General features: G+C 42.9%; 18 protein-coding genes and 2 riboswitches. Of the genes, 8 read left to right on the top strand and 10 right to left on the bottom strand.

What is annotated here, in order from left to right; all coding sequences use genetic code 11:
* Positions 1-34: 34 nt before the first annotated feature.
* Complete coding sequence (rd, locus tag LPY66_RS19690) at positions 35-196, bottom strand: rubredoxin (protein ID WP_337985940.1); 162 nt, start codon at positions 194-196, stop codon at positions 35-37.
* Positions 197-372: 176 nt separating this feature from the next.
* Between rd and LPY66_RS19695 the strand changes: the two genes are divergently transcribed.
* The 4 genes from LPY66_RS19695 (at position 373) to LPY66_RS19710 (ending at position 4,935) form a co-directional block, all read left to right on the top strand.
* Entirely contained in the window at positions 373-1,065 is a 693-nt protein-coding gene (locus LPY66_RS19695; RefSeq protein WP_337985941.1) for a Crp/Fnr family transcriptional regulator, read from the top strand.
* A 474-nt stretch (positions 1,066-1,539) separates the two neighbouring features.
* A complete protein-coding gene (locus LPY66_RS19700; RefSeq protein WP_337988144.1) occupies positions 1,540-1,776 on the top strand; it encodes a hypothetical protein in 237 nt (78 codons plus the stop codon).
* Positions 1,777-2,019: 243 nt separating this feature from the next.
* The gene (locus tag LPY66_RS19705) at positions 2,020-3,174 is read left to right on the top strand and encodes an ABC transporter substrate-binding protein (RefSeq protein ID WP_337985942.1); all 1,155 of its coding nucleotides are present in this window, start codon (positions 2,020-2,022) and stop codon (positions 3,172-3,174) included.
* A gap of 297 nt (positions 3,175-3,471) precedes the next feature.
* Complete coding sequence (locus LPY66_RS19710) at positions 3,472-4,935, top strand: DEAD/DEAH box helicase (protein ID WP_337985943.1); 1,464 nt, start codon at positions 3,472-3,474, stop codon at positions 4,933-4,935.
* A 184-nt stretch (positions 4,936-5,119) separates the two neighbouring features.
* On the opposite strand, the gene LPY66_RS19715 is transcribed toward LPY66_RS19710, so the two are convergent.
* From LPY66_RS19715 to LPY66_RS19755, 9 genes are all read right to left on the bottom strand, one after another.
* Positions 5,120-5,347: an alpha/beta-type small acid-soluble spore protein gene (locus LPY66_RS19715; RefSeq protein WP_337985944.1), complete on the bottom strand. Its 228-nt coding sequence runs from the start codon at positions 5,345-5,347 to the stop codon at positions 5,120-5,122.
* Positions 5,348-5,427: 80 nt separating this feature from the next.
* A complete protein-coding gene (tsaA, locus tag LPY66_RS19720; RefSeq protein ID WP_337985945.1) occupies positions 5,428-6,273 on the bottom strand; it encodes a tRNA (N6-threonylcarbamoyladenosine(37)-N6)-methyltransferase TrmO in 846 nt (281 codons plus the stop codon).
* Positions 6,274-6,291: 18 nt separating this feature from the next.
* Positions 6,292-7,071: an ABC transporter ATP-binding protein gene (locus LPY66_RS19725; protein ID WP_337985946.1), complete on the bottom strand. Its 780-nt coding sequence runs from the start codon at positions 7,069-7,071 to the stop codon at positions 6,292-6,294.
* Complete coding sequence (locus LPY66_RS19730; RefSeq protein ID WP_337985947.1) at positions 7,071-8,132, bottom strand: FecCD family ABC transporter permease; 1,062 nt, start codon at positions 8,130-8,132, stop codon at positions 7,071-7,073. The genes LPY66_RS19725 and LPY66_RS19730 overlap by 1 nt, the downstream gene beginning before the upstream one ends.
* On the bottom strand, positions 8,132-9,268 hold the full coding sequence (locus LPY66_RS19735; protein ID WP_337985948.1) for an ABC transporter substrate-binding protein: 1,137 nt from the start codon (positions 9,266-9,268) through the stop codon (positions 8,132-8,134). Before LPY66_RS19735 ends, LPY66_RS19730 begins: the two co-directional genes overlap by 1 nt.
* A gap of 103 nt (positions 9,269-9,371) precedes the next feature.
* Entirely contained in the window at positions 9,372-9,707 is a 336-nt protein-coding gene (locus LPY66_RS19740; protein WP_337985949.1) for a hypothetical protein, read from the bottom strand.
* Positions 9,708-9,817: 110 nt separating this feature from the next.
* On the bottom strand, positions 9,818-10,363 hold the full coding sequence (locus LPY66_RS19745) for an FmdE family protein (RefSeq protein ID WP_337985950.1): 546 nt from the start codon (positions 10,361-10,363) through the stop codon (positions 9,818-9,820).
* A 165-nt stretch (positions 10,364-10,528) separates the two neighbouring features.
* A riboswitch (molybdenum cofactor riboswitch) is annotated at positions 10,529-10,657 on the bottom strand.
* Positions 10,658-10,795: 138 nt separating this feature from the next.
* The gene (locus LPY66_RS19750; protein ID WP_337985951.1) at positions 10,796-11,101 is read right to left on the bottom strand and encodes a DUF2325 domain-containing protein; all 306 of its coding nucleotides are present in this window, start codon (positions 11,099-11,101) and stop codon (positions 10,796-10,798) included.
* Positions 11,102-11,200: 99 nt separating this feature from the next.
* A complete protein-coding gene (locus tag LPY66_RS19755) occupies positions 11,201-11,764 on the bottom strand; it encodes a hypothetical protein (RefSeq protein ID WP_337985952.1) in 564 nt (187 codons plus the stop codon).
* Positions 11,765-11,928: 164 nt separating this feature from the next.
* Positions 11,929-12,058: riboswitch (molybdenum cofactor riboswitch) on the bottom strand.
* Between the two features lie 283 nt (positions 12,059-12,341).
* Between LPY66_RS19755 and LPY66_RS21050 the strand changes: the two genes are divergently transcribed.
* The 4 genes from LPY66_RS21050 (at position 12,342) to LPY66_RS19770 (ending at position 15,314) form a co-directional block, all read left to right on the top strand.
* On the top strand, positions 12,342-12,542 hold the full coding sequence (locus LPY66_RS21050; protein ID WP_443112506.1) for a Rossmann-like domain-containing protein: 201 nt from the start codon (positions 12,342-12,344) through the stop codon (positions 12,540-12,542).
* A 336-nt stretch (positions 12,543-12,878) separates the two neighbouring features.
* Positions 12,879-13,187: a hypothetical protein gene (locus LPY66_RS19760; RefSeq protein WP_337985953.1), complete on the top strand. Its 309-nt coding sequence runs from the start codon at positions 12,879-12,881 to the stop codon at positions 13,185-13,187.
* A gap of 49 nt (positions 13,188-13,236) precedes the next feature.
* On the top strand, positions 13,237-14,457 hold the full coding sequence (locus LPY66_RS19765) for an ABC transporter substrate-binding protein (RefSeq protein WP_337985954.1): 1,221 nt from the start codon (positions 13,237-13,239) through the stop codon (positions 14,455-14,457).
* Positions 14,454-15,314: an ABC transporter permease gene (locus tag LPY66_RS19770; protein WP_337985955.1), complete on the top strand. Its 861-nt coding sequence runs from the start codon at positions 14,454-14,456 to the stop codon at positions 15,312-15,314. The genes LPY66_RS19765 and LPY66_RS19770 overlap by 4 nt, the downstream gene beginning before the upstream one ends.
* Positions 15,315-15,332 lie beyond the last annotated feature (18 nt).

Below are 15,332 nucleotides of genomic sequence, written 5' to 3' on the forward strand. Positions count from 1 at the left end.
ACAACACCGCCTAAAATTTATGTTCAGACTGCACCTACTCTACAGGATCAAAATCATCTTTTCCCGCACCGCACAAAGGGCAAACCCAATCATTCGGCAGATCTTCAAAAGCAGTTCCCGGAGCAATACCTGAATCCGGATCTCCGACAGCGGGATCATAAACATAGCCGCACAGAGTGCATTCATAACTTTGCATTTTGATTCCCTCCTTGTATTTGCGTTTTAGCGGAATACTTTTCGTATTCCAATTTTTTTCATTATAACCGGACGCCATCATGAATACAAGTTGATGGTATGCATTATATCAAAATTATCCATTCGGCGAGTTCATATGCTATAATTCTTCTATTACAAGAAAAAGGTGGATGGACGATGGACGAAAAACTACTGACTGCACTTAATAACTGCTCTCTTTTCGACGGGATCAGCCAAGAGGAAATGCGGGGTATTTTACACTGCATGGATATCAAGATGCTGGATTATCGGAAAAACGATTTTATTACCATCGCCGGAGAACCCTTTTCTGAAATTGGAATTGTCGTCAACGGCAACATCGCTGCGACAAAAGAAACTGCGTCCGGAAATCGTGTTCTCATCAGCATTCTCGGAATCGGGGACATGTTCGGTGAAATGGCCGCCTATTCAGGGCAACTTGTTTGGCCGATGACCGTCATTGCCCAGACGAATTGTACCGTCATCTATTTCCCGCAGGATAAAATAATTGGTTGCTGCGAAAGAGTCTGTGTTAGTCATAAGCGGCTTATTTTAAATATGTTAAAAGTTGTTTCTCTTCGGGCTTTGACGCTTAACAGAAAGGTCCAATATCTTTCCATCAAAAGCCTCCGGGGAAAAATCAGCACTTATTTGTTTGAAGAATACAATAAAAAAGGCAGCAAGACTTTTCAATTAAATCTTAATCGCAACGATTTGGCAGATTTTATCAATGTCTCCCGCCCTTCTCTTTCGCGTGAACTGGGGAAAATGCGCGACGATGGGATCATTGATTTTCACGGATCAGCCATAAAAATAATGGATTTTGACACATTGAAAGCACATTGCGATTAATCGGACGTCAGCAGACGGATCGCATTGAATACAACGATCAATCAAAGAGTATACTAGTACAGCGTATTCTAAATAACTAGTGCAGCATTCTATAATTTTCTTTACACCTCAAATCAGGTCTGCGTGCCACAGTTCCGGCGACAAGCGGAGCACGGATTGCGTAGCGCAACGGTCCATGGATGACGGACCATGGATGGTCCTAAGTTCAAATTCACCACGGATGGTAATAGAATTTGAACTTCCTGTTAACGATTGCAATTCGCCAAGGAGGGCAAAAGAATTTTAACTTCCTTAATGCAAATTCAAGGATGGCGCAAGAGCCGAAAGCGGAATGTGGCATGCATACCAGCCCAGATTATTACATCCTTCTGTCATGGTATTTAGAAAACGTTGTACTAGGTAAAACGTGTACGAGTCGTAAACAGCATGCTGAATAAACGTATGGCAATATTTCTCCAAAAGTAGGTGTTTGTGATGGATCGAGACCATTTTGCCAGGATCTTTGGGTATGAGGATTATGATGCGATGCAGGAAAACACGACCACGGTCTATAAAGACGGTCAGATCTGCTGGAATATAACGTCGCTTCCGGATAACCGCTTTATCACCTGGGATAATGCTGAAATAGCGGATGACAGAGTGGAAGTTTTCCTTACCAGAGAGAGCGCTCTAAATTATTTGAAGCAGCTTCGAGAAAATATCTTACATTAATTCGTATTGATTTACCATTTTATCGCCTATCTCCAGTATTTCTTTGGATGATTTTATTGGGAAACTCGAGACCGTTGCACATGCGTTTTATAAACCACGTGCAACGGTCTCTTCTGCTTATTTTTCTTTATGTATGACAAATATACCATGTCTTATTGACATCTTTACCCATAAATTATACGATTTAAGATGAATTTAATCTTACAACGGCTTTGTTGATTATTTATGGGGGGATATCATAACATGAAAGTCAAACGAATCTTGTCGCTTACCACAGCTATCATGATCTGTCTATTTTTAGCTGTGGGCTGCAGCGCAAAGCCGACGGCAACAATCAAAATCGGCGGTAATTTTGAACTGACAGGCGGTTATGCAATTTATGGCAAAAGCGGAGAAAACGGTGTTAAGCTTGCTATAAAACAAATAAACGAAAAAGGCGGGATTTTGAAAAAGCAGCTGGAGTATTTTGGAGCTGATAACCATTCCAAAGACGCCGAATCAACCCTTGCCGCGACACAGCTAATAACACAGAATAAAGTAGCAGGAATCATTGGTCCAATGACAAGTCCGAATACCATCGCGGCGATTCCTATCGCCACTGAAAACAATGTTCCGTTGATCACTCCGACAGCAATAGACGATAATATCACCATGGGAAATAACGGATTGAATAACTGGGTATTTCGGGCCTGTTTCTCCAATGCTTATGAAGGTGAAGCCGCTGCCAATTTTGCGGCCGATACATTGAAAGTCTCCCGGGCTGCAGTCATCGTCGATAAGGGTATGCTCTATTCCAACACGATTGCGGCTAGTTTCATCCGGACTTTTGAAAACTCCGGCGGAAAAATAGTCTCTACCAAGCAGTATAATTCTATTGATACTGATTTTCGTTTAATCCTGTCACAAATTAATTCAACCGGCGCGGATCTGATATTTATTCCCGGCAATTATAATCAGGCAGGTGAAATTATTAAACAAGCCCGCCAAATGAAAATAGATGTCGTTTTTTTAGGCGGTGATGGCTGGGGGACCGGTCCGATTGCTGAAGTTGCGGGAAAAGAAGCGCTGAACAAAGCCTATTATCTTGATCAAGTTGCCATGAACGATCCTGCCTTAGCTGATTTTGCTGCGGCATATAAAGCAGAATATGGCGAAGATGCCCCTATGTTTGCCGCCCTTGCCTATGATGCTGCCAATATGTTGATTACGGCTATTGAAAAAACTGGAAGCACCGATACGGATAAAGTACGGGAAGCTTTAGAAAACATGACAGATTTTCAGGGAATCACCGGCAACATAACAGTTGACCCTACAACCCATAATCCGAAGAAAAGTGTTACGGTGATTAAGTTTGTCGATGGCGTCAAGACATTTGAGACGCGTATCGAACCGAAATAATAGTCATGATACGTAGAATAGTTTATTATAATCGGCCATAAATCATAAAAAGTCGTATTTCGGAGGATAAATAGTGGGGAAACCAAATTTATCCTTCGATTTATTTTATTTCATTGCTTTTATGTGTTAAAATATTTAAACAGGTTTAATAGAGCATAACGTGCTGAAATCCGTATAAGATTAATGCTCATAAGCACAAAATATATATTGAATGAAATGTAATAAACTTATACGGGGAGAACTTGTTCAAATGAGATTGAACAAGAATAATTGTTAACAAGGAGAATCTGAAAAAGTATGTCAAATTTTTTTGAAATAGGCCTCAGTAAACCACTGATCAAAGCTATTTCTGAAATGGGTTTCGAGGAAACCACACCCATTCAAGAGAGGACCATCCCATTAGCCCTCGAAGGCAAAGATATCATCGGCCAAGCCCAGACAGGAACCGGTAAAACTGCGGCTTTTGGTATACCTATGATTGAACGGATCAAGGCTGATAGAGAAAGCATTAAAGCGTTAGTCGTAACTCCCACCCGCGAGTTAGCTATTCAGGTGGCTGAAGAATTGAACCGTATCGGACAATTCAAAGGTGTTCGTGCTCTGCCCATATACGGTGGCCAGGATATTGACCGCCAAATCCGTTCCCTGAAAAACAGGCCGCAAATCATTGTTGGTACACCGGGAAGACTGATGGACCATATGCGGCGCAAAACGATCCGCCTGCAGCAAATAGAGGCCGTAGTATTGGACGAAGCCGATGAAATGCTGAGTATGGGATTTGTTGAGGATATCGAGAATATTCTTAAAGAGGTTCCTACAGACAGACAGACACTGCTCTTTTCAGCGACCATGCCAAAATCTATTCTGGATCTGGCGCAACGATTCATGAAAGATCCAGAATTGATCACGATGAAGGCTAAAGAGATAACTGTACCGCAGATTGAACAATATTATGTCGAGGTATCAGAGAAGATTAAGTTTGATGTTCTTTGCCGCCTTCTCGATATACAGTCACCGGATCTGGCCATTGTATTTGGCAGAACAAAACGGAGAGTCGACGAATTATTTGAAGCTTTAACCAAGAGAGGTTACTCTGCAGAAGGAATCCACGGCGATCTGACGCAAGCCCGACGCGATACGGTCATGCGGCATTTCAAAGAAGGCTTTACCGAAATTCTTGTGGCTACGGATGTCGCGGCCAGAGGTTTAGATATCAGCGGAGTTACCCATGTGTATAACTTCGATGTTCCTCAAGATCCTGAAAGTTATGTTCATCGTATCGGCCGTACAGGAAGAGCAGGCAAAGGCGGACAGGCTATTACTTTTGTAACACCGCGCGAAATTGGTCATTTGAGACTGATAGAACAAGTCGCCAAACGGAGAATCACCCGTAAACCGCTGCCAACCTTCAACGATGTCCTGGTTGGTCAGCAGCGTCTGACCATGGATAGAATCCTGAAAGCCATTGAGGATGAGGATATTCTCAAATATAAAGAGATGTCCGAAGAGCTTCTCGAAGATAATGACTCCATAACACTATTGTCAGCCGCTTTAAAACTGCTGACCAAGGAGCCAAGCACGGCACCTGTCGTCTTGACCGAGGAAGCTCCGCTCCGGAGCAGACAGACCAGAAGGGATCGTTATGATCAAGGATTCAATCGGAACCGCGATCACAGTACACACCCTTCACGGGACGGCAATAAATATCCGTCGCGGTATCCGAAACGGAAATCCCCTTCCGACTTTAGAGAAAGCCGCTAATAACATTACAAATTCGGAATTGATTCCGAATTCGGGATACCGTCTCTTTCCAGAGGCCAAAATAAAAACGCCCTTTCCGCATGAACTTGCTGAAAGGGCTTGTTTTTTTATCTCTGCAATTGTGCGTATCTCTTTTTTAATGTGGATGGTTTTCTTATCAGCACAGAGACAAGAGTCTGAATCGTTACAAATGTCCATTTCTTGCTAAATGTTCTTCTGAGTAAGCCACCATGCGTTTCACCATATTGCCACCGATCTTTCCTCCCAAGCGGCCGCCGATCCTGCCCGCATCCCTGGAAGAAAGATGCCCGTTATCACCATCGATATCGAATGTAATCCCGAGCTCCTGGGCGATTTGTACCTTTGATTCCATTAAATATTTCGCATAATCCTGCGGATTCATTTGTGGCATCTTCTTCACTCCAAACTCTGTTTTATTGATTTTATTATGTGCGGAGCAAAGAATGTCATACGATGAAAATTCTTCAAAACTCAATGATCTCCATTAATCAACTCAATTTGAAACAGCGACTCATTCGGCAAAAAGCGCAGTTCTTCCTTGGTATACGATGAAGATTTAGGAAGAAGGAAAAGCTCCTGATTTTCTTTCTTCCAGCTGACAAGCGTCATATGATCATTTTCCCTATAAAAAAACCGTGACGGATTAGCTATTCTTGCCCGTGTCAAGCCCTGAATCGTATCAGCCAGACAGGGCGAACCGATTACCGAGACTAAAAGGTCTGCTGAATGCAAATTGCCCAGTTCTTCTTCAGCAACGATGGCCATTCGCAGGGCGAGCAGCAAATCATGGCATTCTTCCTGATGATGCTGAAGCGCCGCTTTTTGCATCATTTCCCTACGTAGTTCTTTCTGCTTTGGCCGGATATATGGATACCGGGGCGAGAAAATAATATCCTGATCATAATAAGGTTTTATATCCAAAACAGGGGAACCGTCGATGGCATCCAAATTTTGAACAATAATTTTATTTCCTTGAACCTGATCCAATTTAACAAGAGATAACCCGATCGGATTCGGTCTGCCAGGAGTTCGTATGCCAAATACACCATATAACGGCGCATCGGGATTGACCTTTCGTGGTGTTGTTTCCCTGGTATTTCGATTAGCCTGATGAAACCACGACAGTATCCACAGATAGGAATGCTCTTCGATTCTTTTGAGTCCTTGAGCATATTCAGGGTATACTTCAATACACGCCTGTTCTCCTGTTAGGGACATTCCTGATGTGTCTCGCTGTGGCGAATGAACAATACCAATGGGTCTGATATCAATTGAATCGGTAATCGGTGAAACCATTCCCGCTTTTTCTCCCCTCATTAATAACAATTATCGATTTTAAGTCAGTACAGGTGCGCATGCTTTCGCCAAGCGACCGTCACCTGCAGGCATGCTGGCTATCTTTACCTTCACGCCATAGACCTCGCATAGACTATCCTCTGTTACGATTTCATCCGGCTCGCCAATTTTGAAGCCGCCATCGTGCAGCAGAACCACACGCGTACTGCATAGAAATGCATGATCCGGGCAATGCGTGGTCATAACAACACCAAGGCCGTTTTCTGCTAATTTCTTTATTTTACCCAAAACGCGCATTTGGTTGCCAAAATCCAAATTGGATGTAGGTTCATCCATAACGAGTATTTTCGGCTGTTGGGCGAGAGCTCGGGCAATAAGTACCATCTGACGCTCCCCCCCGCTGATTTCCGTATATACCCTGTTTTGAAGGAATCCAATGCCGATGGTCTCCATAGACTCAATGGCTAAACGTTTATCTTCCTTCGATGGCGTAGAAAACGTACCAAGATGCGCTGTACGTCCCATTGTCACAACATCAAGCGCTGTAAATGGAAATGGCGGGGTGTGATTCTGTGGCACATAACCGATGACTTGGGCGAAACGTTTACGTGTCCACCGACTTACGTCCTCACCGCCTACCTGAATGGAGCCGCCCAGGAGCTTTAGAAATCCCAGAATGCTTTTGAATAGTGTTGTTTTTCCCACACCATTCGGTCCAAGCAAACACAGAATCTCATGGGGGGATACGGAAAAAGATATTCCGTCAATGACCTTTCTGTCTTGATAGCCGCAAACAGCTGAACATACTTCCAGTTGCATTACCATGCGCTCCTTCCCTTCATCAGCAGATACAGAAAAAATGGTGCTCCAATAATGGCAGTAAGTATGCCTAGAGGAACCTCAGTAACAAAGGCTGTTCTCGCCACATTATCAACCATCAAAAGAAACGTTCCGCCAATTAAAACCGATGCCGGCATGAGTACTTTATAATCCGGTCCTACAATCAGGCGGGCTAAATGCGGAATGATAAGACCGACCCAACCTACCATACCGGCAACCGAGATGGCCGATGAGGTCAATAGCGTTGATGCCAGGATTAGTATGAGTCTTACCCTGGATGTATCCACTCCCATTGCTTTGGCTTCCTCTTCACCAAATGACAGAACATTGATCTTCCAGCGGAAAAGAAAAAGCGGAATTAATCCGATCACAAAGGGAACCAGCATCATCAGCACTTCCCTGTTTGTGATCGAGTTCAGTCCCCCCATCAGCCAAAATGTAATTTCCTGCAGCTTATTATTTGGGTCCGCTACAAACTTTGTAATAGAGGTAAACGCAGAAAAAAGACTCTGGACCACCATCCCCGTGAGTACCAACACGAGAACCGCGGTTGAATTGCGCCCAATGATGCTGCTAAGCCCGTATGTCAAACCCACTGCAGCCAGGCCAAAGATAAACGCTGTAATCTCAATGGATAGAATGTTAAAGGAATTCAGGATAGCAAAAGCAGCACCAAAACCGGCTCCGGCAGAAGCACCAAGGATATCGGGGGAAACCATAGGATTTCGAAAAATGCCCTGGTAAGCTGCCCCCGAACCGGCTAAAGCAGCGCCAATCATAATCGCGCATAAAATACGGGGAATACGTACATTGAACAGGACGGTTCCCACTGTCCCCAATTCTGCTGTTCCGAATATCTTTTCAAAGAAAATGCGCATTAATTGATCCAACGGAATCCCATACCTGCCGATCGTCAAGGAAAATATAAAAGCAGCGATAAGCAGTAATATAAGTGCCGTCATCACGGGGATGGACGGCCGCCGATTCCCCCAGCTCAAAGCGCAGGGAGCATCGGCTGCCGTTTTATGAGTATCCCGCATTATTTTTCTCCGCCTCCGTTAATCAGTGCGGTAGCTTGTACATCGGTAATATCGACTTGATAAAAGGTCTTATAAAACGCTTTGACATCACTCTTCAGATCCACTTGAACATATTCGGGATATAATACACTGGCCAGCCATTCTGCGCCAATGACCCTTGCCATACACGGCGGCCGGTCAAACCAACCAAAAGGAAGCGCTGCCGGTTTGTAGATTCTATTGTTTTTAACGGCTGAGATACTGGACCACTTGGAATCGGTATTAACTGTTTTCAGGAAATCGTCTCCACCCATCATCGAATTGACGATAATGACTTCGGGATTCCAGTTCAGGATCTGTTCCATGGAGACTTCTGTACCCATGCTTTGCGCTGAGGTTTCCAACGTAACCACGTTCGCTGCATTGACGAAGTTCAGCACTTCCGTATGCATAGAATCGGATCCATCGGTACTCAGTCCGTCTGCACTTTCCGCATAGTATACCTTTACTTTTTTATCGTCGGGAACCTTGGAAACCATGGATTTTGTTCTGTCTAAGGATTCTTTAACATAGTCTGCGAGCATATTCGCACGTTCCGATTGGCCAAGGATCTCACCAAGCAGTCGGTAAGCCTGTTCCGTAGCCGTAAGAGAGTAATCGAGATTGACAACGGGGATTCCTGTTTGTTCTGATAGCTTTTGAATACTGGCTATGTTCTGTCCTTTTTGACCAATACTCAAAATAATATCCGGTTTAAGACTGATAATATATTCCGTATTGTACGTGTTTTTACCACCCATGTTCCCGCCGAGTACCGGGAGGTCTCTGTATTTTTCATTGATATACTGTAAGGCATCTTCCGTCATTTTAGAGTTCCAGCCAATCAGCTTATCCGGATCGACCGTATAAACCATATAGGTCCCGATAGGACTGGTGCAGTATACTTTCTTAACTTCCGCCGGGATGCTGCACTGATTCCCCATCATGTCTGTAAACTCGCGCTTTCCATCAACGATTTTCGTTAATTGGACCGCTGCTGTTTGTTTCGACGAGTTGTCAGTCGAGGCGGATTTAGCCGAGCACCCCACCAGCGAAAGCAGCCCGAGGACTAAACAGATGCTCAGAGCAAGGAATTGCGTAAACTTCTTTGACTTCATTTTCTCTAATTTCTCCTTTAAATATTAATTATTATGTGGTGTATATAAAAGAAGCGTTCTGCTCCTGTATACATTTGTTCTGCCGGCGCATTATCTATGCTAATTATCGTTGCTGATTTGGAAAAATGAAAAAACCATTCGCACCTGTCAGAGAAAGAAAATTGGCATAAACACCGGCGTTCTCAGTGGCGACAAGATTGGTTCTCTCGTCGGTATATAACCGCGTGACGGCCATTGCTCTTGCCCATTGATACGGATTAGTCGGATTTTCATTCTGTAAATCAGTGTAAGGGTAAGGAACAAATGGCTGAATGGCGATCCAATCCGCATCAATACTCTTCAGATACTTCAGACCCTCCACAAACGCTTGCTCAGATAGACCAAAACTCAGAAGAAAACCGCTCGACAGTTTCAGTCCTGCCTCCTTTGCGCTTTCCAAAGTCTTTTTACGATCACATAATGTATAATCCCTCAACAACCAATGTAACTGTTTTAAAGCTGTAAGCCAGGCATATCCGAACCTACTTGAGTGGCCCTATGATATCAATGTTATAATTTCCGGTAATAAGCCTCTTCGGCACAAGACAGACATAATGTCATGCCATCTTTCTCTACATCCCTGGCATCCATCACTTTTTCTCCGCATTGGCTGCATTGGATAGACCGCAGCGGCTTCCCGGGTAAATCCCGCGGCAGGATATCCACGGTCACTTTCTCTACTTTGAAAAGATCTCGGTCATCAAACCCCTCCCAAAACTGATAGGGATCAGCATCATCCGGCATTTGAATATTTGCTGCAGAACTCAAACGGACCGCTTCGTTCGTTTGGAGATTTAGAAAAGTCGCAGCCATTTTTCCATAGTTAACGAGTTTCAGCCGTTTACGCCCTAATGTACAGCCTGTTACGACACAGATCGCATCGGAAGCACATCGATCGATTTCCACGTAGACGATCAAATCCTTAAATGTTAGCGGATCTTCAATACCCAATAGTTTTGATCCAAAGCGGGCCATCCGGACGCCGATGAACATTCCTGCACATAAATGTCCGTGATAAGCTGAAGCAGCCTCTAAATCTTCTTTAAATGTACGCATTTCAATCCCTCTTCCCATTATTCTAATTCTCAAATCGATTATTAGAATATCGGTTTGCATGATGGCTGATTTAGGTGTCACACCAAATCGATACGCATTTCTCATTCTCCGATATGACCACGTATAAAAAATGCTCCGCGTAATCACAGAGCATTAGGGTATCAAGTCAGATCATGCTGTGCTCCTTTTCAAGCGTGAAGGCAAGTCCGTTTCCAGACGCACCCTGTGGGTGTTAACCCAGTCTGTTTCCCATAGAAATATCTTTAGGCAAACAGCTCGGAGAATATTTATTTTTTTCACTTGCGACATCGTATAAGCCAACACAAACAAACAATAACTAATATAAACATTATAATTTTGCGGCAACACAATGTCAATACACTATATAAACTAACAACAACTAAATACAATTCAAAAACATATTCTTTCGATTCAAGCAAATTGTTTTGCCAACTCTTTTTCGATTGTCTTAGTGATGGTTGCCAAACCATGGCTCCTGGAATAGCATACATTTTTTTTGTACTTTTTAACGGATTCTTTTGCTTCCCACATACTCAAATGCGAACATGCATCTTGAACAATGATGACATAATCAGAATCTCTGATTAAATTATTCAGGACTTTCTTATTTCGTTTTTTGGGATAACCGTCATGACATCGTATCTGATTATTAGCCATCAGCTCACTCTCTCTACTGAAGGCTCCTATGTTAAAACCGCCAATTATTGCAATCTTCATTCCGTTTACCTCCTAATTTGTACATTATCAACTGAACTCTATATCCCAAAACAAAAAAACAAATTTCTGCTGCTTTGCCCTGTAATACTGAATTAAAGGTTAAAAAATATTGATTGCAGAATAAGAAGGCATCTTCCTGACCCGTGCCAAATAATGAATGGCATTTTCCGTCAATACCTCTATCTGTCTAATCCCAACGGCTTTTAGGAGTGCCACTTCTAATTGGCCTAAAGGTGCCAATGCCGGAGCAATTAACTGATTCTTCTGCAGAAGCGAACCTGCCAGAATAATATTTTGTCCGGGCTGGGGTATTTTAACTATTTTAAGTTTATCGTCAGCGTCAATTTCATACTCATCTAATGGAACGACGGCATCAAATCCATATGGAATCTCCATGCCGGCCTTCCTGTAAATATATTCGTAACCTTCACTCCATTCTTCAGCATCTAATAAATTGAAATAAATTGTTTTGACAGCAATTCCATCCACCATACTCACCGAGTTTTTAGGCAGATCTTTTTCTGAGACGATTTTTCGGTAATTCAATCTTCCCATGGCGTCTTGAATTGCAATGGTTTCTATTTTATTTTCAGTATTAGCTTGTTCATCTTTTAACTTCGGTTGAATCTGATAAGGTTCGTTGTTATATGGATCCATTTTCATGATGATTCCACCTTTCAATCAAATTAAATGAAATAACCTATTCTCCAGAGAAGTGATAAAAAATTACCGCTTTAGCTCATTCATAACCTCGTGGGAATAAGTTCATCCGTAAACAAAATGGCTCCACTTGAAAGAAGTGGAGCCATTAATCAACAGCTTCAATGTCACCGACATCGCGCACTCCTTTACTATGTGAAGGCATATCCGTTTCCAGACATACCCCGAGGGCTCTTGGCCCTGGCCGGAAACCATCGATGATTCATTAGGTATTCCGGCTTGGAGATATTTAGTTTTGGTACTTAGTATTACATAAACTAACATCAACTAAGATAAGCTAATAAGTATATTTTATATCATTTTCATTATATTTCAATAGGGCAGCGCAAAAAACTTTTTTTTATATCAAATTCCCAAGCAGATACATATCAGGTCTGCGCAATTAACATTGATCATGTATGCGCCATGTCTATACTCATCTTCTTACCTTCCTGAAGCGGACTACGTCTTTATCACCGGGACAGCATTTACAAACAAGAACAATGCCGAGATTGCTAGAGCTGTCTAGAAAGGCAAAACGATTCTTGTTGGTCCGAGTGTGCCAATATCACGCACACTGTTTAACTATGGTGTTGATCAGATTGCCGGTCTGGTGGCATCGGATCCAGCTCAAATATTGGAAGCTGTAAAGTTGTCACATTTTTATAGCCTCTCATTTCATACATATTTCTTTGTCATACCACCCGCTACGCCCATTAAATTGTTTGTATTTCTGTTATGACAGCGAAAGTGATTTCAGCCACTTTTTTCCTTCTGATTTTTCAAGTCCAATGGTACATGGATATATCTAACATTACACAATAAATAACAATTAAAATCAGGACTTTATTTACTTATGTTGGATAATATTTTTATATTGCCTGATCCAATTTTAAGCAAGATAAATGTTGCTTTGAAAATATAGTAAATTAATTTGTAAAAAAAAATATAATTTTACTATTTACCAATTGCCATTAATTCGCTATAATTTGCGTAAGACGATTTCATATAGTTTACTGGTATTACCTTGATCTGCAAAGACATTACACGGTATGACAATTATGGAAGGAGAAGGTCAATGTCTAGTCAGCTTCGGTCAGTAACGATTAAATTCGATCAGGAATTATTTGAACAGATTCGTTTGATTGCGGATAAACGGGGTGAGACCACGTCAGATACTGTCCGCTATCTGCTTGCGCGGGGTTTAGAAGAACGCATCTACGAACAGAATGCTGAACTCATTGCCAGAATTGTTCGCGAAGAAGTCGAGAAGGCCATGCTCCCGTACACCGGCTTTGTTCCGCAAACCGTACCCCAACGCGCCAAACCAAAGCTTGTTCCGGCCCAAGACCCCAGAAGCCTTGCGTTATTCCGTCGAACAAGCTGAGGAATTTTTGTAAGACTCCATATTAATCAAGAAAGGTTATTGATCAACTATGAAAAGAAGACTATCCATACTACTTGTACTTATGCTTTCACTGACTCTGGTACTTACAGGCTGCAGCAGCTCTAAGAAATTTGATGAAAATGCATCCTTTGACACCCTTGTTTCCCAAGCCAAAGGCTCAACGGTGACCTTTTATGGCTGGGGTGGAGACGACCTGCGTAATAACTGGCTGGATAATGTTGTCGCTCCCGCCCTCAAAGAGAAATATAATATTACATTAAATAGAGTCCCGATGGACATCGATCAAATTTTAAGCAAGCTGTCCGGTGAAAAACAAGCCGGTACCACAGACGGAACGATCGATCTGATTTGGATCAATGGCGAGAATTTCTACTCAGCAAAAGATAAAGGCTATCTGTATGGTCCGTTTACACAGAAGTTGCCCAATTATGCCAAATATATTGACCAAACTGCCGCTGAGAATCTAAGAGATTTTGGCTACACAATTGATGGCTACGAGGCTCCCTATGGTAAAGCCCAGATGGTGATGATCAATGATAGTGCGGCAACGCCTGAAACTCCTAAAAACACTGCTGAACTGCTAGCTTACTGCAAAGCAAATAAGGGGAAAGTGACTTATCCGGCTCTTCCTGATTTTACCGGCAGTGCTTTTGTCCGCAGCATCATTTGTGACATTGTCGGATATGAACAATTTGCGGATATGCCCGCAGACAAAGCTACCGTCAAAAATGCCATTCAGCCTGCTATCGATTACCTGACGGAATTAAATCCGTATCTGTGGCGCGAAGGCAAGACCTTCCCTGCAACGATCGCCCAGGTCGATAACATGTTTGCTGATAACGAATTGGTCATGACCATGAGCTATGAGCCCTATTCCGCAGCGACCAAAATCGCTAACGGCACATATAAAGCCACGGCTACATCGTTCCTTTTTGATAAGGGTATGGTCGGCAACACCAACTATATCGCCATTGCTCAAAACAGTCCCAATAAAGCGGGTGCTCTGGTCGTCGTCAATGAAATGATTTCGGCTGAAATACAGGCTTCCCAGTTCAGCAAGCTGAGATCGCTGCCCGTCGTCGACTATAATAAACTTTCTGACGACGAGAAGAAACTCTTTGACAGTGTCGATCTCGGCCAGGGTTCGATTCCCCAAGACATCCTATTAAGCAAACGCGTTCCTGAGATGCCGGCGAAACTCATTCCGATTATTGAAGAAATCTGGCTGGAAGAAGTTGTGGGCAAGTGATTAAAAAACCCTTTCTCCTTCTGCTGCCAGTCATTGTACTCAGTCTGTTGTTTGTGATCGGTATCTTAAATGGACTTATTCAAAGTTTTGGCATCATGCCTTCACTTGGATTAACTGTACCGACTTTAAAATACTATAGTGAAATATTCAGCCGTCCCGATTTGCTTTCTGCAATCGGGATGAGCCTATATATTACACTCTTATCGTCTATAGGCGCGGTGGTGCTCGGTGTCTTTATTTGCGCTTTGCTGGTAATGAGCGGCAAAGCCAAAGGAAGAACACTGCAGCTGATCAAAATACCTATAGCTATTCCGCATACTGTGGTTGCCTTATTCGTAATTTTGATTTTTGCTCAAAGCGGGTTGCTCGCCAGAGTTTTCTATCACCTCGACATCATTGCTTCCCAGGACGCATTTCCGGCACTGCTTTATGCGCGTAATGGCCTCGGGATCATTCTGGCTTACATTTGGAAAGAAGTTCCTTTCGTTGTCTTTTTCGTTGTTTCGATCATGGCCAACATCAATACCTCTCTCGGCGAAGCCGCTCAAAACCTGGGTGCTTCCCGCTGGCGTACTTTTATCGATATTACCCTGCCTCTATGTATGCCATCAATCAAAAACGCCTTCTTGATCATCTTTGCTTTCAGTCTGGGTGCTTATGAACTTCCATTCCTCCTAGGCTCAACTGTTCCGCGGGCTCTTCCTGTCCAGGCTTATATTGAGTATACCCACCCGGATTTGCTGCATCGCCCTTATGCCATGGCCTTAAATGGCATTCTGTTTATTATTTCTTTTATTATTGCTTTCCTGTATTATCGACTTTTACAGCACAATGTTGTCAAAGTCAATAAGTCTTAACTGAAAGAAGCCGCTCTT

Origin of the sequence: Dehalobacter sp. DCM (assembly GCF_024972775.1) — a bacterium.
In the GTDB taxonomy this organism is placed as follows: domain Bacteria; phylum Bacillota; class Desulfitobacteriia; order Desulfitobacteriales; family Syntrophobotulaceae; genus Dehalobacter.